Source organism: Flavobacterium selenitireducens, assembly GCF_014748335.1.
Classification (GTDB): Bacteria; Bacteroidota; Bacteroidia; order Flavobacteriales; family Flavobacteriaceae; genus Flavobacterium; species Flavobacterium selenitireducens.
Map to the genome: position 1 here is coordinate 433,964 of NZ_JAAVIY010000002.1, position 19,768 is coordinate 453,731.

Genomic DNA, 19,768 nt, shown 5'->3' on the forward strand with positions numbered 1-19,768 from the left:
TTATGTTGTGTCGCCATATCTTTGATTCATCAAAAAAACACAACAATCTAAAGCTTCAATCATGAAAACTAAAATCATCACTTCAATTGCGCTTTTTAGCGGTATTCTCGGCTTCAGCCAAATAGATACGGCACTTTCCGGAAATTACGCCGTCGAAGGCAAAACGCGCGAATTCCTTAAAGCCGTTCACGGTGACGGAACAGGAAAACAACTTTATGAGTTGTCTTACGACGATGCCCGCAAGGTTTTGATCGGTGCGCAAACCGGCGACTACAAGTTACAACCGTCTGATATTTCGGAAAAAACGATAACGCAGGAAGGAAAAACGATAAAGCTGACCATCGTTAAGCCAAAAGGTGCCAAAGGAAACTTGCCGACCGTCATGTATTTTCACGGCGGCGGATGGGTGCTCGGCAATTTTTTCACTCACGAGCGCCTGGTGCGTGAAATCGCCGCCGGTGCCAACGTGTCGGTGGTTTTCGTGAACTACACGCCGGCTCCGGAAGCACTTTTCCCTGTTGCAAACGAAGAAGCGTACGCGGCGACGAAATGGATCAAAGCCAACGGTTCGCAGCTCGGATTGAACACGGCGAAGCTGGGAGTTGCGGGAGACAGCGTCGGCGGGAATATGGCAATTGCCGTGACGTTGATGGCCAAAGATCGCAAAGGTCCGGAAATAGACTTCCAGTTATTGTTTTATCCGGTAACGGACAACAATCTCGACACCGCTTCTTATCACCAATTTGCCAACGGCCATTTTTTGACCCGGAACGCGATGGATTGGTTCTGGAAAACGTACGCTCCCAAAGCCGAGGATCGCAATTCAAAATACGCCTCGCCTTTGCGCGCAGATCTTGATCAACTCAAAGGATTGCCGCAGGCTCTTGTGATCGTGGCAGAGAACGACGTTTTGCGTGATGAAGGAGAAGCGTATGCCAAAAAACTGAACGCGGCCGGAGTAAAGGTAACGGCAACCCGCTATATCGGGACGATACATGATTTCGTAATGTTGAATCCGATTACCGACACACCGGCACCGAGAGCGGCAATTCAGCAGGCAATTGATTTCGTCAAGGCCCGGACGAGATAACGAGATTCGCCTGTTGGTGCCATCTTGACAAAACTGAATTAAACGACAACAAACGACAACGAACGACAACAAACACTTACAAATAATTACAAACGGTAAATCACAGAAATTATGAAATTCACAAGAAAAGCAAACGCAAACTGGAAAGGAACAGGAATGGAAGGAAAAGGAACCATTTCAACCCAAAGCAAGACTCTCGATGATACCCAACTTTCGTTCAAGACCCGATTCGAGGACGGAACCGTGGGCACAAACCCGGAAGAATTGATCGCAGCCGCACATTCTGGATGTTATACGATGCAGTTGAGCTTCCTTTTGAGCGACGCCGGCTATATCCCGGAAAATCTCGATACCGAAGCGAGATTGACATTCGAAGATGGGACGATCACTAAAATCCATCTCGAACTCAACGCAAAAGTTCCGGGCTTGGCCGAGGATAAATTCCAGGAATTGGCGGCGAAGGCAAAGGCGATCTGCCCGGTCTCAAAAGTCCTCAACGCCGAAATCACACTTACCGCAACACTGGATTGAGTGTTTTTTGACTGATTGATTGGAACAGGCTCTTCGGGGCCTGTTTTTTTTGACCTGACTTATGGAAACCACTGAGGTTTATCCCAACGACCAAAATCCCAGAACCGTTGACGGAAATTCGTACTTTTAGCGAAACATTCTGCATGAGAACCCTTTTCTCCGTATTGTGGCTGCTGTTTGGCGTTGTTTCGTTTTCCCAGGAAAAAGATTCCGTGGCGGCCGTGCTCCCTGAAATTCCCGGTTATGTCGAGCGCGATTCGCTCTATCGCGAAGACCAGTTCTATACCAGCTTTACTTATAACATCCTGACCGCGATGCCGAAAGATGTTTCCCAGAACAAATTTTCGGCAGGTTTTACGATTGGTTTCCTACGCGATTTCCCTATCAATGAGGAACGTACGTTTTCCATTGCGCCTGGCATTGGTTACGCGCTCCAGAATTTCAACTACAATTTGATCGTCAACGGAGAGGGCGTCATCCCGGAATACGAACTGATTTCGGACTCGACCTATTACGAAAAAAACAAACTTTCCTTGAACTATATCGACATCCCGATCGAGTTCCGTTGGCGCAATTCAACCGTCGAAAGCCATAAATTCTGGAGAGTTTACACGGGCGTCAAGTTCAGTTATCTCGTGCACAGCCGGTCGAAATTCGTCGGTGACGGCGGAAAGACGCTCATCATCAACAACGACGACCTGAACAAGTTCCGCTACAGCGTCTATCTTGCCGCGGGTTACAACACCTGGAACCTTTATGTGCAATACGGCCTGAATCCGATATTCAAGGAAGGTTCCGTAAATGGGAATTCCATCGATATGAGTTCGGTAAACGTTGGGCTGATGTTCTACATTTTATAGCCAGAAATACCACAACGCGATCTGAGGCACGAGTCCGCAAAAAAAGCCGATGGCGAGTTCCGTCGGCGTATGGGCTTTCATTTCGAGTCGCGAGCTCGCCACGAATCCGTTGACGGCCACCAATCCGACGATGATCAAAAGCGCATTCGCCTGGTTGTGGAAGCTCAAACCCATCACAAAAGCCGTCAGCGCGCTTATCCCAAGCATGTGTAAACTCGCCCTTATCTTTGCGAAACTCAGCAACAACGCCAAAAACGTGCTCGCCATCGCACCGGCAAAGAAGAAAAACAGTTCGAATATGGTGTCGATCGTAATGCTTTTCGAAATCAGGATGTAGAGCAAAATGCATTGTATGAACAACGGAATCTTGCGCTGGGACAATTTCGACAACATGATCGAATCGATTTTTCCGAGCGATCGCAACAAGAAGAAAATACAAGTAGGGATAAAAACCGTTATGATCGAAATCTGAAGTAAGATCAGCGATTTTTGCGTGCTGTTGTATGGGTTGACGTCAATCAGGAAATAAAAAAGCGTGGCGTAAACCGAGATAAAAACCGGGTGGAATACGTACGAAAAAAGAGGCAGGATTTTGCGCACCGTCAGATTTTTTTTCGCATCCTCGCCACGGGAATGTCAAGCTGCTCGCGGTATTTGGCGATGGTTCGTCTTGCGATCGGATAGCCGCGGTCTTTGAGGATATCGGCCAATTGATCGTCCGGAAGCGGTTTGTTCTTGTCCTCTTCGGCAATCACATCCTGAAGAATTTTTTTGATTTCAAGAGTCGAAACTTCTTCGCCCTGATCGTTCATCATAGCTTCTGAGAAAAATTCCTTGATGAGTTTCGTGCCGTATGGCGTGTCGACGTATTTGGAATTGGCTACGCGGGAAACGGTCGAAATGTCCAATCCGACGAGGTCGGCAATGTCCTTCAGGATCATCGGACGCAATTTGGTTTCGTCCCCGTCGAGGAAAAATTCCTGCTGGTAATGCATGATCGCGTTCATCGTCACGAAAAGTGTTTCTTGTCGTTGGCGGATCGCATCGATAAACCATTTTGCGGAATCGAGTTTGGACTTGATGAATGTCACGGCGTCTTTTTGCTGCTGCGATTTTTCGCGCGAATCCTTGTAGGTTTGCAGCATTTCCTGATAGTCTTTGGAGACGTGAAGCGTAGGGGCGTTGCGGCCATTGAGCGTCAGTTCCAGTTCGCCGTCCACAACGCGGATGGCGAAATCAGGCACGATGTGTTCGATGAGGCGTGTGCCGCTGGCAAAAGATCCACCTGGTTTGGGGTTGAGTTTCTCGATTTCGTCTATCGCTTTTTTGAGCTGCTCCTGGGACGCGCCGTATTTCGCACGCAATTTGTCGTAGTGTTTTTTGGTAAATGCGTCGAACTGGTTTTCGATGATGTCGGTTGCCATTTCTATGGATTCCGTGGGCGTTTTGTGTTTAAGCTGAAGCAGAAGACATTCCTGCAAATCTCTTGCTCCCACGCCGGACGGTTCGAGTTCGTGTACAATGTGGAGCACGCGTTCGACGGTTTTTTCATCGGTATAAATGCCTTGTGTAAACGCCATGTCATCAACGATATCGGGAATCGACCGCCTGATATAGCCTTGATCGTCAATGCTTCCGACAAGGAATTCGGCGATTTCGCGCTCGTCTTCGGTAAGGATAAACGTGTTGAGCTGGTTGATGAGATCCTGGTGAAAGCTCACCGAAGCCGCCAATGGGGATTCGCGTTGTTCTTCATCAGAATAATTGTTTGCCGACAATTTATAGTCAGGCGTGTCGTCGTCAGATAAATATTCGTCAATATTGATGTCGTCCGCTTCGATCGTTTCACTATCGTCGTAGTCGTCGTACTCATCGGTTTCGTAATCGTCCTTTTCGTATTCGTCGTCTTCCTGTCCGCCTTCAAGCGCAGGATTCTCGTTCATCTCTTCCTTCAAGCGCTGTTCAAAGGCTTGCGTAGGCAACTGGATCAGCTTCATGAGCTGGATTTGCTGAGGCGAGAGCTTTTGTTGGAGTTTGAGGTTTAATGATTGTCTTAGCATTTTTTTAGTGCGTCTGCGACGCTTTAATTTTTTAACACGAAGCCGCGAAGGCACAGAGACATAAAGACATAAAGAAGCTATCGCTTCTAATTTATGATTCGTTTGATGCCATGTTTAATCAGAGGCACATTAAAGTTAATTAAAAATCCGATATTTTTCCCAGTCAATTTCAATTGGCTTAACACTTGAGCACTCCAAACAGGGTTTATCAGTTCGACAGATTTGACTTCCACCACAACCGATTCTTCTACAAGAAGATCCAATCTCAGGCCTTCCTTGAATAAGATGCCATCATAAATAAGAGGAATTTTTACCTGTCTCTGAACTTTAAGACCTGCTTTATCTAACTCGTGAGCGAGACACACTTCGTAAATTTTTTCAAGCAGCCCCGGCCCTAATTTTGAATGTACCATATAGGCGGCATGAACGATCGATTTTGCGATGTTTTCTTGTTTAGGATTGATCATCTGTATGGCGTATAAATATATTAAGGCGCTAAGATACGAAACCTAACTTCGAGTCTTAGCGCCTTTGGGTCTTTGCGTCAAAATTCAAGACTTTTATTTAGAACTCCGCATTCATCGGCGTCCGCGGGAATGGTATCACGTCCCGGATATTGGTCATTCCGGTAACGAACAAAACGAGTCGTTCGAAACCTAGCCCAAAGCCGGAGTGGACCGCGGTTCCGAAACGGCGCGTATCGAGATACCACCACAATTCTTCTTCGTCAATTCCCAGGACACGCATCTTCTGAACCAAGACATCGTATCGCTCCTCTCGCTGTGAACCGCCCACGATTTCGCCGATTCCCGGGAACAAGATGTCCATCGCGCGAACCGTTTTCTGGTCTTCGTTCAAACGCATGTAAAACGATTTGATGTTGGCCGGATAATCGTACAAAATCACCGGGCATTTGAAGTGCTTTTCGACGAGGAAACGCTCGTGCTCGCTTTGCAGGTCGGCGCCCCATTCGTCTATGATGAACTGGAATTTTTTCTTTTTGTTCGGAGTCGAATCCTTCAAAATGTCGATGGCTTCCGTATATGAAACACGCTTAAAATTGTTTTCCAAGACGAATTTCAACTTCTCCAGAAGCGCCATTTCGCTGCGTTCCGCTTGAGGTTTTGATTTTTCCTCTTCTAAGAGTCGCTGCTCCAAAAACTGCAAATCTTCGGCGCAATTGTCCATCGCATATTTAATGACGTATTGGATAAAATCCTCCGCCAAATCCATATTGTCGTCGAGATCGTTAAAGGCGACTTCCGGCTCGATCATCCAAAATTCCGCAAGGTGACGCGACGTGTTTGAATTTTCGGCGCGGAATGTCGGGCCAAACGTATAAATCTGTCCCAAAGCCATGGCGAACGTCTCGCCCTCCAATTGTCCGGAAACGGTAAGATTCGTATGACGTCCGAAGAAATCCTGCTTGTAGTCGATTCCACCGGTTTCATTTTTAGGCAAATTGTCCAACGGCAGCGACGTCACCTGGAACATTTCCCCGGCGCCTTCCGCGTCAGCTCCCGTAATCACAGGCGTGTTGACGTAAACGAAACCTTTGTCCTGGAAATATTTATGCACCGCATACGACAAAACCGAACGCACGCGCATGATCGCACCGAACGCATTCGTCCGCACACGCAAATGCGCATTGGCACGCAGGAATTCCAAAGAGTGTTTTTTAGGCTGCATCGGAAACTTTTCCGCATCCGAATCGCCCAAAATCTCGATCTTTTTTACCTGGATTTCGTATTTCTGGCCTTTTCCCTGGCTTTCCACCAAGTCGCCGAATACGGAAACCGCTGCGCCAGTGGTGATTCGCTTCAAGGTTTCCTCAGGCGTATTCTCGAAATCCACGACGCACTGTATGTTATTCAGGCAAGATCCATCATTCAATGCAATGAACTGATTGTTCCGGAACGTGCGCACCCAACCTTTGGCCGTGACGTCCGTCAGCGGCTTGGTGCAGCAAAGAAGGTCTTTGATTTTCGTGTGTTTCATTATATAGAATACGTTTAAGGCTGCAAATATAGAGACGAATGAGCAATGACAAAAGACGAACGAGCAAAAGTGTCGGCTCAAATGTTTTTTTTTGAAGCTTTTCCGGCTGTTCGCTCCAAGTCCGCGCCGTTTGCGCCGTTTTTTGAGGTGCGGCCACGGCTTCCTTCGGTCGCCGCACCCGCACCCAAAAATCAGGCGCGCACAGCTTGCGGGCTATCCGCTTCCATCCGGGCTAGGTTACACGTTAGGTTAGATCCCGGCAAATAGTATTTCATTCTCCAAATTACCATATACATCTGATTTGTTATATTGCGCCCACAATCATTTTCATGAGAAAAATTTTACTTTTAGCGTGCGTCGCTTTTACATCGCATGCAAATTCGCAAAACTGGTCGTACGGAGTTATTCTCGGACTCAACATGTATAACGATCAAAGCTCGAACAGCGGCCAAAATGAAGTTTTCTTTGATTCGGGAAACGAGGAATTTGCGGCTCTTAACCTCGGTGGATACGTCGAATATCAATTCAGCGAAAATATGGGCATAAAGGCCGAGGCTACTTTTAATGAAAAAACGTTTGAGAAAGGTTTTTCAAATTTGTCTCTTAATGAGCGCTACACTTTGAATTATGTGGACGTGAATCCTCTGTTCAAATACGATTTCGGGAGCAAGTATAGACAAGGCTTCTATATGATCCTAGGCCCAAAATTCGGTTTTCTAACGAACTCAAAAGTCAACGCACCGGAAAACGACGAGGCTGCCACAGACGACTTCAAGCCAATATACGTCAACCTCGATTTTGGAATAGGTTGGCGCGTCCTTAAAGTTGTCGACGTTCAGGGCAAGGTTGATTATGGCCTTACGCCATTTTATAAAGATCAATATAACGGTTGCAAGATTTTTGGAGGCTATTTTTCGGTCAACGTGGATCTAGACCGCATTCTATTCAATAAATAATCATGTTAATGAGAACTTCAACCCAATTTACAGCTATTATCGTGTTCTTTCTGTCATTCTTGGTTTCCTGTCAGTTTAACTCGACGAATTCGAACCGGGAACAGGACAAAGTCGAGGCCGAGGCAGTCTCCGAGAATTTCTTCAAAGTTCTCTCTACAAAAGACTACGCGAAAACGCTTCCGTTTTTTAGTGAAAACTTCTTCGCTGTCGCGACCAAGGACGAATTGCTTAAGTTTTATGCAAGAAACGATTCGATTTTGGGCGATATGCAGGAACGTAAATTACGGGAATGGAACACGACGGTGGTCAGCGGCACGAACCCACGCTCAGAATACGTTTTGGTATATGATATAAAGCGGACGAACTATATGTCTGAAGAAATTGTTACGCTCGAGAAAGAGCAAGAAACAATCAAAATTTTGGGTTACCGTGTCAATTCGGAAGCTTACAACCCGAAAACCAATAAAACCGCAGCTGTAAAAAAATGAGATGAACTATTATCGTGCGAGGCTGATTTTTTGAAAATTCCCACCTTAAAAATTCCCCCGCCACCCGCCCTCAAGATATCCCAATCGGGCAACACTCAAGTACAGGAAAAACACACATTTTCTTAAATTTTCAAAACCCGACCATCTAGCTTCTCACCATCTTCTACCGCCGATGTCAACGACAAAAAACCCGCATCGATATGAAAATCCCACAAAACCGAAGTAATTACCTACGAAAGATCCTTATGCCCCGGCCTGCTCTCGATTTCATCATCGGTATGCTCGGCAATATCGATAAGCGATGGCTTAATCTCCTGCTCGTTGATCAGCGATTTGTTGAGTGTCAGGACCAAAGCCGGCAACAACATCAGGTTCGAAAGCATGCCGCAAAACAACGTCAGCGACACCAAACCGCCTAGGGCTACAGTTCCTCCAAAATCGGACAGCATAAAAACCGAAAATCCAAAGAAAAGCACGATCGAGGTGTAAAACATGCTCAATCCCGCATCGTTGAATGTAGCGTAAACCGAACGCCTGATGCGCCAATTGTTGCGCTTGAGCTCTTCGCGGTATTGCGCCAAAAACCGCAGCGTATCATCGACCGACAATCCAAAAGCGATACCAAAGACCAATATCGTACTCGGCTTGAGCGGAATGTCGAGAAAGCCCATGACGCCTGCCGTCAACAGCAACGGCAACATATTTGGGATCAGGGAAACCAACACCATTTTGATCGACCGGAACATAAAAGCCACGAGCAAACCGGTCAGGAAAAAAGCGAAAAGCAATGACGAAAGCAAATTGTCGAGCAAATAACCCGTGCCTTTCTGGAAGACGAGCGATTTTCCTGTAACGCTAACTGAAAAGCGATCTTCGGGAAATATCTTTTTTGCCTCCCGCTTGATCCGCGCCTCGATTTCAGGGATGCGTTCGCCGTTGTCGTCGCGCATGAAAGCGGTGATGCGCGCGAATCTTCCGGTAGAATCGACATACGACTTCATAAGATTCTGTTTGCCGCCTTTGGTCGCGTTTTTCGCATACGACAAAATAAACGACTGTTCCTGGGACGTCGGCAATTCGAAATACTCAGGATTTCCGTTGTAGTAGGCTTGCTTGGAATATTTGACGAGGCTCACCACCGAAATCGGCTTCGACAACTCCTGGATTTCGTCGATTTCGTTTTCGAACTCCTCCATTTTGTGCAACGTCGAAAGTTTCATAATGCCCTTCGGACGCTTGCTGTCGATCATGATCTCAAGCGGCATCACGCCGTCAAACTCTTTCTCGAAAAAGGCGATGTCTTTAAAAAAATCGGTTTTTTTAGGCATGTCTTCGATGAGGCTTCCGGAAATGCGCATCTCGGAAATCCCGAGCATTGCGATCGCCAGCAAACCCGCAGACAATGTATAGATCGCGAACCGTTTGTGTTTGACCGTGTCGAGAATCCAGTCCATGAAGCCTTTGACGGACCCGCGCTCCAAATGGCGCAGGTGACGGTCTTTTGGCGGCGGGATATAACTGTGAAGAATCGGGATCAAGATCAGGGAAAGGCAAAACAGCGCGATGATGTTCACGGCCGTCACGTTTCCGAATTCAATGAGCAATTTATTGTTCGAGGTAATGAACGTCGCAAACCCGATTGCCGTGGTTACGTTCGTCATGAGCGTCGCCATCCCGATTTTCGTCGTAACGCGCTGCAAGGCCTTGACTTTGTTGCGATGCACGAAGAATTCCTGGTGGTATTTATTGGTCAGGAAGATGCAATTTGGGATTCCGATGACGATGATCAACGCCGGAACCATTGCGGTCAATACCGTGATCTGGTAATTGAATAGTCCCAAAAACCCGAACGACCACAACACGCCAATGATCACGATAAACATCGAAATAGCCGTCGCACGCACGCTCCTGAAAAAGAAGAAGAACAGCAACGACGTGACCAAAAGCGAGGCTCCGATAAACAACCCGATTTCACTTTTTATGGTTTCCGCGCTAAGCGTCCTGATGTAAGGCATTCCCGAAACACGCGGTTCTACGCCAGATTCCTGCTTGAAAATCTCGATCGCGGGAAGGAGTTTTTGCAGCACGAAATCTTTCCTGGCTGATGTGTTCACGATTTTCTTGTCGAGATAAATCGCAGCGCGCACCGTTCCTGATTTTTTATTAAACAGCAACCCTTCGTAAAACGGTAAATCGTTGAAAAGCTGTTCGCGTACCGATTTGAGATAGGTCGCGTCATTTGCCTTGGCATTGTCGGTAAAATCGACGAGTTCAAATGTGGCGAGCGAATCGTTGCGCTGTAATTTTTTGAGGTTGTGCACATCGACGACCAGATCTACATTGGGATCCTTGCCGATTTTTTGCATCAGCTTGGTCCACGGCGCGTACGTCTTCGGCGTAAAAAGCACGCTGTCCTTGAGTCCGATGACGATGAGGTTGCCTTCCTCCCCGAATTTTTCAAGGAAGGCGTCGTATTCTACATTTGTAGGATCGTCGGCCGGGAGCAGGTTGGCTTCGGTATAACTGAACTCGATGTGTTTCCACTGGTTGACCAGCAACGCCGTCACAATGGCGACCAGAACGAGCATCAGTGTCTTGTTGCGCAACACGATACGCGCTATGAGTTCCCAGATGCCGAGGCTATTCCATTTGACCATGCGTTGTTTTTGAGGCTGCAAATTTAGACAATCGCCGAGGTTTATAAAGGATTCCCATCGTTGTTTTCGGTTAGATTTGATGGAATTTTAACAGATACAGCGGTTTGAAGTTTAACATCCGAGGTTTAAGGTCGAAGCCGTCCGAACTTTAAACCTCAAACTTTAAACCTTAAACAAATCCAACCCGCCGCAAATCTGTATATTTGGGAGCTTTTCGCACCATCCGAACATGAAGAATTTCAAGAATTCCATTTTTTACATCGTCACCATCGGCGGTTTGGGAGCGCTGATGTATTGGATCATCGCCCAAGGCAAGCACCTCGAAAACGGACGCAATGTCGTGTTGCCGTCGGTAAAAGACCAATGGAGCCAGTTCCTGGATTCGATGGTGCACAACCTTTCGCACCCGTTGGCGTTGCTGCTTTGCCAGGTCATCACGATTATTTTGGTGGCCCGGGTCTTCGGATGGTTTTTCCGCAAGATCGGCCAGCCTACGGTAATCGGTGAGATGATTGCCGGAATCGTGCTCGGGCCATCACTCGTAGGATTGTATTTTCCTGAATATTCGGGCATGTTGTTTCCGAAGGAATCGCTCGGAAATCTGCAGTTCCTAAGCCAAATCGGACTCATTTTCTTCATGTTCGTCGTCGGCATGGAACTCGACCTCAAAGCCTTGCGCAACAAAGCGAACGACGCCGTGGTAATTTCCCACGCGAGCATCATATTTCCGTTCACGCTAGGCGTTGGCTTGTCGTATTTCATCTACGAGGCCTACGCGCCCGAATCGGTTGAATTCCTGTCGTTTTCACTGTTTTTGGGAATCGCGATGAGCATCACGGCTTTCCCGGTTTTGGCCAGGATCGTGCAGGAGCGCAACATCCACAAGACAAAATTGGGCGCAATCGTCATTACCTGCGCCGCCGCCGACGATATTACCGCCTGGTGCATTCTCGCGACGGTGATCGCCATCGTAAAAGCCGGATCGTTCGTGAGTTCGCTTTACGTGATCGGAATGGCGATCGTGTATGTGATCCTGATGCTCAACGTTGTACGTCCGTTTCTCAAGCGTGTGGCCGAACTCAAAAATTCGCGTTCTAGCTTGAGCAAACCGGTCGTCGCCATTTTCCTGCTGACGCTCATCATTTCGTCTTATGTTTCGGAAATCATCGGGATCCACGCGCTTTTCGGTGCGTTCATGGCCGGCGCGATCATGCCTGACAATACGCGTTTCCGCAGCATTTTGATTGAAAAAGTCGAAGATGTTTCGGTGATTTTATTATTGCCGTTATTTTTTGTTTTTACGGGATTGAGAACCCAAATCGGGCTCATCGACCGTCCGGAATTGTTCCAGGTCATGGCTTGGGTCATCGTCGTGGCCGTTACCGGAAAATTCATCGGAAGTGCCCTTGCGGCCAAATTCGTCGGCCAAAGCTGGCGTGACAGTTTGACCATCGGCGCTTTGATGAACACGCGCGGCCTTATGGAACTTGTCGTACTCAACATCGGATACGACCTAGGCGTGCTTTCGACGGAAATCTTTACGATCATGGTCATCATGGCCATCGTCACAACCTTTATGACGGGCCCGGCGCTTGATCTGATCAATTGGATTTTTAAATCGAATACGACAATAATCCCCGAACAGATCAAACTTGACGATCGCTACAAGATCCTGGTGTCTTTCGGAAATCCGAGAAGGGGAAAATCGTTGATGCGGCTGGCGAACAGTTTCCTCAGGAAGGAAGCCGATCCTTGCGCGGTGACGGCGTTGCATATGACGTTGAGCAATGAACTCCACACTTTTGACCTCGAGGAACACGAAAGACGGATGTTCGCGCCCGTCGTAGCCGAAGCCGAACAGCTCGACCAACAGGTACTGACATTGTTCAAAGCCTCGAACGACATCGACAGCGATATTGTCGAAATTGCCAACAAGGGCGAATATGATTTGCTGCTCGTTGGGTTGGGACGCTCTATATTTGAAGGTTCGCTTCTGGGTAAATTGCTCGGATTTACCACGAGAATCGTCAATCCGGACCGTCTTATCGACAAGTTCATCGGGAAAGAAGGGCTTTTCGAAAATTCGCCTTTCGGGGAACGCATGCGACAAATCACGACGCGTACCAAAATGCCGGTGGGAATTCTCGTCGATAAAAATCTCGTGGGGCTCAATAAGATTTTCATGCCGCTTTTCAGTGCTGAGGATGGTTTTCTGTCGGAATTCGCCCAAAAACTCATTTACAACAACGACGCCTCGGTTTCAATCATGGAAAATGTCGATGAGGCGGGAGCTACCATTCCGAATGATGAACTAAGCGTGTTGCGCAAAAAATTTCCGGGCCAGGTCGAAACCGTTCTCGATCGCACGATGAAAAAGGAATTTCTCGACGACTTCGACATCATGCTCGTGAGCCTCGACAGCTGGAAAAGGCTCGTCGACTCGCAAAGTGTCTGGCTGTCGAACGTGCCGTCGGTGCTAATCATCAAGCCGTGACCTGGGAAATCGCAGTGATAGTGTTGCTGTTGGGTGCCGTAATTTTTTTGGGCGTCCGATTGTTTGCGGTAACCAAGTCGCAAAAAGTTTCGGAGCAACGCTTCGGACAGTTGGAGAGCAAAGTCGAAGATCTTCAATTGGAGACGTTGGAGTCCAAACTCAATCCGCACCTGTTCAAAAACATACTGAATTCGATACAATCGCATGCCTACCAAACCTATTTCGCGCTTGACAAACTCGCCAATGTGCTCGACTATATTTTATACGAAAGCCGCAAGAAGTTCGTGTCGCCTAAAGAGGAAATTGATTTTGCGCTGAGTCTCGTCGAAATCAATAAAATCAAGGTAAGTCCGCTGTTTGATTTACGGGTCAAGACAAAAATCGACGAGTCGGACGCGGATTATAACAACGAAAAACTGGCGCCGCTGGTTGTGACCGATCTCATCGAAAACGCCTTTAAACACGCCGACCTCCAAAATCCGGATTCGTTTATTTCAGTCGTTTTCGAGTTCTCGCGCGGCACATTGTCGCTAACGGTTTCCAATAAGATTTCCGAAAAGAAGGCGCTGCAAAAGGAGAAGTCGGGGATTGGTGTGAACGCTCTCGAAAAGCGACTTTCCATAGTGTACAAAGAACGCTTCAAACTCGAGCGTTTCATAGAAAATCAAGTTTATACGGCCCATCTCAAAATCGATCTTCGTGGATTCAAAACTCAGATGCATACTGCTTGACGATGAGCTTCCCGGCTTGGCACTCCTGAAAATATTGTGCGGACAGATTTCTGAGATCGAGGTCGTCAAAGCCTTCAACGATCCTGAAAAGTTTTTATCCGAAAAGGAAAACCTCGATTTCGATTTGTGCATCACCGATATCGAAATGCCCGGAATTTCGGGACTTAAGCTCGCATCGGCACTTAAGGGAAAACTCGTCATTTTTACCACCGCCTACAAGCACTACGCAACCGATGCGTTCGATTTGGAAGCCGTCGACTACATCGTGAAACCCGTGAAATCCGACCGTCTCGAAAAGGCGATCCACAAAGCGATCCAGCAATTCTCGAATAAGCGGGAAAAGCCGGCGTTCTTTCAGCCCATAACCGACAAAGGGCGTGCAATCTTGTATTTTCGTCGTATTTTACTCATCGCGACCGCCGAAAAGGATTCACGGGACAAAACCGTTTTTCTCGACGATGGGAGTAAGCTTTTGCTTAAAAACATCAATTTCCAAACGCTGCTGCGACAGCTCCCGGAATCGGATTTTTGCCGTGTCAATAAACGGGAAATATTGGCCATTAGGGCGGTGCGCGTTTTTTCGGCCCAATCGATAGTGACTACGCTGAACGAGGAAAACGGAAATCCCAAAGTGGTTGTGCTCTCGGAAATATATAGGTCGGAATTTTCGACAAAGTTAAACGACTGAGTTTGCCGGTTCGGAAACATTGCGCCCCACCCGCCACCCTAAATTTACGATTCACCCAAAATCACCCTTACAGATTTTCCTCCCAAAATGTTAAATTCTCCAAAACCAAGCCCAACGCTAACTAAACCCAAAAAGCCCCGTCCATTTCCCTTCCTCTCGCTAACAGCAAAACTTATTACAAATTTTCCCTATCCTGTTACATCCCACTCAAAATCGTCCAAAACGCTGTTCCAAAATTTAAATCCGAACGCCATCTTTGCCGCGTCAAACAAGCATTAAAATGGGAAAAATAAAAAACGCTTTGTTCTACGTAGGCATCATTGGCGGTTTCGGCGCGTTGATGTACTGGATTATCAGCAAAGGAAAACACCTTGAAGCGGGTCGGGAAATTTCAACCTCCGCATCGGAAACCGCTCACTGGGACGATTTCGTGAACGCGATGGCACACAATCTTACACATCCGCTTGCGATCTTGCTGGCCCAGATCGTCACGATTATTTTCGTGGCACGTTTCTTCGGATGGGTAAGCCGCAAGATCGGCCAGCCGTCGGTCGTGGGAGAAATCATCGCCGGAGTAATCCTTGGGCCGTCACTGGTCGGGATGTATTGGCCGGAAATATCGGCTATGCTTTTTCCGAAGGAATCGCTCGGCAACCTTCAGTTTTTAAGCCAGATCGGACTGATTTTCTTCATGTTCGTCATCGGTATGGAACTCGACCTTAAAGTCTTGCGCAACAAAGCTCATGACGCGGTCGTCATCTCCCATGCAAGCATTATTTTCCCGTTCGCGTTAGGTGTCGGACTGGCGTATTTCATCTACGAACGATTCGCACCTGAGGGCATCGACTTCCTGTCATTCGCTTTATTCACGGGCATTGCGATGAGCGTGACGGCATTTCCGGTTTTGGCCAGGATCGTACAGGAGCGCAACATCCATAAGACAAGATTGGGCGCGATCGCCATTACGTGCGCTGCCGCAGACGATATAACCGCCTGGTGCATTTTGGCGGCCGTGATTGCGATCGTCAAAGCCGGGTCATTCGTGAGTGCTTTGTACATCATGGCTATGGCCATTATTTATGTGTTCCTGATGCTCAAAGTCGTGCGACCGTTCCTCAAACGGGTAGGCGATTTGAACTCGACGCGCGAAAGCCTCAGCAAACCGGTCGTTGCGATTTTCCTGCTGACGTTGATCATCTCGTCTTATGTGTCTGAAATCATCGGGATCCACGCGCTATTCGGCGCCTTCATGGCCGGTGTGATCATGCCCGAAAGCGGAAAATTCCGAAATATCTTTATCGAAAAGATCGAAGACGTCTCGGTTATCGTTCTACTTCCGTTGTTCTTCGTTTTTACCGGTTTGCGTACCGAAATCGGGCTCCTGAACGATTCTTCGCTTTGGGCGACGTGCGGCTGGATCATTGCGGTCGCGGTCGGCGGGAAATTCCTTGGCAGTACGATCGCCGCTAAGTTCGTCGGACAAAATTGGAAAGACGCGCTTTCGATTGGCGCCCTGATGAACACACGCGGCCTGATGGAACTCGTCGTGCTCAACATCGGATACGACCTGGGTGTGCTTACCACAGAAGTTTTCACGATGATGGTCTTGATGGCCCTGATTACGACCTTCATGACCGGACCATCTCTCGATTTGATCAACTATATCTGGCGCAAGCCGAAGTCGATCGTCCCGGAGGAAATCGGGATGAAAGGCAAATACCGCATCCTGATTTCATTCGCGAATTCCCAAAGCGGACGGACATTATTGCGATTGGCGAGCGCCCTGACCAAAAAACAAAGCAGCAACACGGGCGTAACGGCACTTCACTTGTCGTTGAGCTCAGAAATGCACTCGTTCGAGCTTAAGGATTACGAAAAAAAGATGTTCGCACCAATTCTCGTCGAGTCCGAAATCCTCGAGCAACCCGTAGCTACCGACTTTAAAGTCACGAACGACATCAACCACGATATCACTGCCCAGGCCAATCAAGGCGAGTACGATTTGTTGCTTATCGGATTGGGCCAATCCATATTCGAAGGCACGCTTCTGGGCAAAGTGCTGGGCTTTACCACGCAAATCATCAACCCAGACCGCCTCATCGACAAGTTTATCGGAAAAGAAGGCCTGTTCGAGAATTCGCCTTTCGACGACCGGACGCGCCATATCGTGTTATCGGCAAAAATGCCCGTCGGAATCTTTCTCGACAAGAAAAACGAGGAGTTCAACCGTATTTTTCTGCCGGTTTTCTCGCCCGAAGACGACTTCCTTGTCGAATACGCCCAGAAGTTCATCCACAACAATGCATCCCAGGTTACGGTAATGGATGCCACCGGCGATTCCAAAAACACGACGGAAATGCGTGAAAAGGTGAGACACATCGAGCAGATCGCACCCAACCACATCGCCATGCGTTCGGATAAAGTCATCAACAAAGAATTTTTGCAAGACCAGGATTTGATGCTGGTCAGCCTCGAAAGCTGGAAAAAACTCGTGGATTCGCACAGCGTCTGGCTTACCGACACGCCATCGGTACTCATCATCAAACCGTAAACAATGAACAAACGACTAGTTTTCGGAGCGCTCCTCTCAGGATTGCTCGGCACTTTCCATGCGTTTTCCCAAACAACCGAAATGCCTGAGCCGCACGTAAAAACCGAAAAAAAATTCGAATACGGCCTCGACGGAATGGTCGGTGTGTCGGCGGGCGAAAGAACTGTCGGGATCAATGTAGGAGGCCCGAGTTTCAAGGTGCGCCTGTGCGAATTCAAGATTGGCGTGGCCGCGATGCCGTCGCTATTCATCCGTAATGACAAAGCGGTGCCTCGCCTTGCCGTCGGTCCCGTCGCGGAATACAAGCATTGGATGCTGATCGTTCCCTATTACGGGTACGACGAAAGCGACCGGCAAATCTGGACGTTCGGGATCGGATACAAATTCTTTTAAAAGTCAGATCCCGAGGTTGAGCGTAAAGGTCAGCTTGATGGCGATGTTGTCTTCGAGATCGGGCATTGAGTAGGTTCCGTATCTGTAAAATCCGGAAATTCCCAGACCGCTGTAAATTTGGTTGACTTCGAGCCCTGATTCGAAAAAGCCTTTGTCGAGCGTTTTGTAATCGAATCCGCTGTGTTGCTCGCGGTTTTCCATGCTTCCGAAAGCACCACGCGTCACGACTGTAAAGAACGGGCGTACTTTTTTCACGATAGTCACGCGAGGCGAGGAATGCTTGAGTTGGAGCATCGCGTACCGGCTCGTAAAAAACTCGTTGTAGAACATGGTCTCAAAACTGTTTTTACCGGAAAATGTGATGCGCTGCTGGATGTGATCTTTTACCGGGTTGTTCGGCGTCATGCTGTATAAATGCGTCAGCGGAACATTCCCGTAGGCCCATCCGCCCTGGAGCAAAGCCGAGAACTTTTGTCCGTCGAGGAATGGCTTTTCGTAATCGATACGGGCGTCGACCTTGCCGAAACTGAAATCGTTATCGGTAAATTTCGGCATCGCCTGGGTAAACTGGAACGTAAATTTCGGGAAGCGTTTCTCGGTTTCGATACGCGAATCAGGTGTTTGCAGATAACTCGAAAACGGGTTCCACTGAATGCCGACCGAAGCCAGCGTCAGGTTAAACTCTTCATACGATTTCCCGCGGTAGTTGAACGAATAGTTGAATCGCGGCTCGATATGGCTGTAAGTCAGTTGCCAGACGCTTTCCGTTTTCGGGATGATACGCGTCTCGATATAGCCGCGCCAGGTTTTGTGATTATAGAAAGTCGTGATGTTGATCGGGCGGGCATCATAAATCCGAAACGGCCGCCTGTCTGTCTCGAAGCGCGTCGAGGCGATTTCCTGGAGATCGTCCGTGAACGAAGCCCCGATCCAGCTTCCGGTGTAATTCCCGAGTCGAACCGCCGCTCCTAGGCTGTATTTCCATCGCCCGTCTTTTGTTCCGTAAGCCGCATAGCCGTTGAGGCGGTATTTTTCTGAAAATTTGTCGTTGGTCATCCCGCCAAGCCCGAGCCGGAAACCTTCGTGGTTGTTTATCGCCGCCAGATATCGCAATCCGAGGTCGAACGAGCCGATGGGAATATAACCGTTGAGAAATTTGCGAGCGAGTCTTAGCCGGCTTTCGATTTTCTCAGATCGCGAGATGCTGTCGAGCCCGAGATACGTCCGCTCGTCTCGTGGCGAAAGCGGCTCGATCCGGTGGGCGTTCCAAAATGCTTCGTCCCGGTTCACGGCGGCTTTCGTGATTTCGGAAGACACGGCAATGTGCCGGATTTCGATCGGAATGTTGAATTCGGCATTTGAAAACCACGTCTGGGACAACACATACGACTTATCGGATGCATACCGTTTGCGGTCGATGCGCTCGTTTTCCGGATCGAATTCGAGCGTCGTGCCCAAGATATTGATGTTGGAATCGCTACGGCCTTTCGCGATTTTAAACACGGTTTCGGATGGCATCCATATCCCGCTTTGAGGATAGAATATAAAACTGTGGATCGCCTTGACGGAAAGCACGCCTAAGGAACCCATTTCGGCTTTGGCTACGGCGAAATTCTCCAGGTCGATCCAGAGCACGCCGAACAGTCCTCCTCCGCGGAACTTGCGCTTTGCCTTGAACGCGATTTTGGCGGTTGTTCGCCCGTCGACTGTTTCCATTGCAACCCGTTCGAAGCTGTAGTTTTCAAGCGCATCTTCGCCCAGCGGACTGATGTATTTCGTCGTCAGCAATTCGTACCGTTTGTCGTAAACCGTGAACGAATGGAGTTTGACGCCCATGATTTCGTAAACGGGTTGGGAAAATCCGCCCATTTTAGCGCCCGTGATAGTTTCTTTCAGACGGTTTTCGGCAAATTCGTATCTCGAGGTTTTCTCGCTTTCAAACAGATGGTATTTGGTGATATAGTTCTTGAAATGGAAATCGGAAGAGTCGATGCGCACAAAAATTGGCCGCGGCGTGTGTTTCCCGATGAATACCGAATCGATTCTCCCGGCGATCGAGTCCGGATTGGCCGTGATCAACAATTTGTTGTAAGCTGAAATTCGAAACGATCGCAACGATGCCTCCGGGTTGTTCGCACCCTTTTTTTCTATGGCCTGCCTTATAATGTCAGAAGCGACGGGTTGAGCGCGGCAAATCGAGGCCAAAAATAAGAATGCGGTCAGGGCAAAGCGTTTCATTGTTGCAAAGAAACGGGATTTTCGGATGCGTGC

General features: G+C 48.3%; 16 protein-coding genes. 10 read left to right on the forward strand and 6 right to left on the reverse strand.

Annotated features, from left to right (window positions below; translation table 11 throughout):
- Nucleotides 1–61: 61 nt before the first annotated feature.
- The 3 genes from HC229_RS05355 (at nt 62) to HC229_RS05365 (ending at nt 2,481) form a co-directional block, all read left to right on the forward strand.
- The gene (locus HC229_RS05355) at nt 62–1,090 is read left to right on the forward strand and encodes an alpha/beta hydrolase (protein ID WP_223845530.1); all 1,029 of its coding nucleotides are present in this window, start codon (nt 62–64) and stop codon (nt 1,088–1,090) included.
- 111 nt (nt 1,091–1,201) lie between these two features.
- Nucleotides 1,202–1,621 (forward strand): OsmC family protein, encoded by a 420-nt coding sequence (locus tag HC229_RS05360; RefSeq protein WP_191019427.1) that lies wholly within the window; start codon nt 1,202–1,204, stop codon nt 1,619–1,621.
- 143 nt (nt 1,622–1,764) lie between these two features.
- On the forward strand, nt 1,765–2,481 hold the full coding sequence (locus HC229_RS05365) for a porin family protein (protein WP_191019428.1): 717 nt from the start codon (nt 1,765–1,767) through the stop codon (nt 2,479–2,481).
- Here the strand turns inward: HC229_RS05365 and HC229_RS05370 are convergent.
- From HC229_RS05370 to asnS, 4 genes are all read right to left on the reverse strand, one after another.
- Nucleotides 2,476–3,081, reverse strand: a complete 606-nt coding sequence (locus HC229_RS05370) for a hypothetical protein (protein ID WP_191019429.1) — start codon at nt 3,079–3,081, stop codon at nt 2,476–2,478. The two genes, HC229_RS05365 and HC229_RS05370, sit on opposite strands and share 6 nt — an antisense overlap.
- Before the next feature lie 2 nt (nt 3,082–3,083).
- A complete protein-coding gene (gene rpoN / locus HC229_RS05375; protein ID WP_191019430.1) occupies nt 3,084–4,541 on the reverse strand; it encodes an RNA polymerase factor sigma-54 in 1,458 nt (485 codons plus the stop codon).
- An 86-nt stretch (nt 4,542–4,627) separates the two neighbouring features.
- On the reverse strand, nt 4,628–5,008 hold the full coding sequence (locus HC229_RS05380; protein ID WP_191019431.1) for a GxxExxY protein: 381 nt from the start codon (nt 5,006–5,008) through the stop codon (nt 4,628–4,630).
- Nucleotides 5,009–5,105: 97 nt separating this feature from the next.
- The gene (gene asnS, locus HC229_RS05385; protein WP_191019432.1) at nt 5,106–6,539 is read right to left on the reverse strand and encodes an asparagine--tRNA ligase; all 1,434 of its coding nucleotides are present in this window, start codon (nt 6,537–6,539) and stop codon (nt 5,106–5,108) included.
- Between the two features lie 329 nt (nt 6,540–6,868).
- Between asnS and HC229_RS05390 the strand changes: the two genes are divergently transcribed.
- Together HC229_RS05390 and HC229_RS05395 are read left to right on the forward strand one after the other, a co-directional pair.
- Nucleotides 6,869–7,495 (forward strand): porin family protein, encoded by a 627-nt coding sequence (locus HC229_RS05390; RefSeq protein ID WP_191019433.1) that lies wholly within the window; start codon nt 6,869–6,871, stop codon nt 7,493–7,495.
- An 8-nt stretch (nt 7,496–7,503) separates the two neighbouring features.
- Nucleotides 7,504–7,983, forward strand: coding sequence for a hypothetical protein (locus HC229_RS05395; RefSeq protein WP_191019434.1), 480 nt, complete (start codon nt 7,504–7,506; stop codon nt 7,981–7,983).
- A gap of 230 nt (nt 7,984–8,213) precedes the next feature.
- Here the strand turns inward: HC229_RS05395 and HC229_RS05400 are convergent, their stop codons facing one another.
- Nucleotides 8,214–10,640, reverse strand: a complete 2,427-nt coding sequence (locus HC229_RS05400) for an efflux RND transporter permease subunit (RefSeq protein ID WP_191019435.1) — start codon at nt 10,638–10,640, stop codon at nt 8,214–8,216.
- Nucleotides 10,641–10,869: 229 nt separating this feature from the next.
- Between HC229_RS05400 and HC229_RS05405 the strand changes: the two genes are divergently transcribed.
- From HC229_RS05405 to HC229_RS05425, 5 genes are all read left to right on the forward strand, one after another.
- Nucleotides 10,870–13,134 carry a cation:proton antiporter domain-containing protein gene (locus tag HC229_RS05405; protein WP_191019436.1) on the forward strand — a complete coding sequence of 755 codons (2,265 nt, stop codon included), beginning with the start codon at nt 10,870–10,872 and terminating at the stop codon, nt 13,132–13,134.
- On the forward strand, nt 13,131–13,865 hold the full coding sequence (locus HC229_RS05410; protein WP_191019437.1) for a sensor histidine kinase: 735 nt from the start codon (nt 13,131–13,133) through the stop codon (nt 13,863–13,865). Before HC229_RS05405 ends, HC229_RS05410 begins: the two co-directional genes overlap by 4 nt.
- The gene (locus tag HC229_RS05415; protein ID WP_191019438.1) at nt 13,834–14,553 is read left to right on the forward strand and encodes a LytR/AlgR family response regulator transcription factor; all 720 of its coding nucleotides are present in this window, start codon (nt 13,834–13,836) and stop codon (nt 14,551–14,553) included. Before HC229_RS05410 ends, HC229_RS05415 begins: the two co-directional genes overlap by 32 nt.
- 280 nt (nt 14,554–14,833) lie before the next feature.
- The gene (locus HC229_RS05420; protein WP_191019439.1) at nt 14,834–17,104 is read left to right on the forward strand and encodes a cation:proton antiporter; all 2,271 of its coding nucleotides are present in this window, start codon (nt 14,834–14,836) and stop codon (nt 17,102–17,104) included.
- Between the two features lie 3 nt (nt 17,105–17,107).
- Nucleotides 17,108–17,497: a hypothetical protein gene (locus tag HC229_RS05425; protein WP_191019440.1), complete on the forward strand. Its 390-nt coding sequence runs from the start codon at nt 17,108–17,110 to the stop codon at nt 17,495–17,497.
- A gap of 3 nt (nt 17,498–17,500) precedes the next feature.
- Here HC229_RS05425 and HC229_RS05430 read toward each other — a convergent pair whose 3' ends face one another.
- Complete coding sequence (locus HC229_RS05430; RefSeq protein ID WP_191019441.1) at nt 17,501–19,735, reverse strand: DUF5686 family protein; 2,235 nt, start codon at nt 19,733–19,735, stop codon at nt 17,501–17,503.
- Nucleotides 19,736–19,768: the final 33 nt, after the last annotated feature.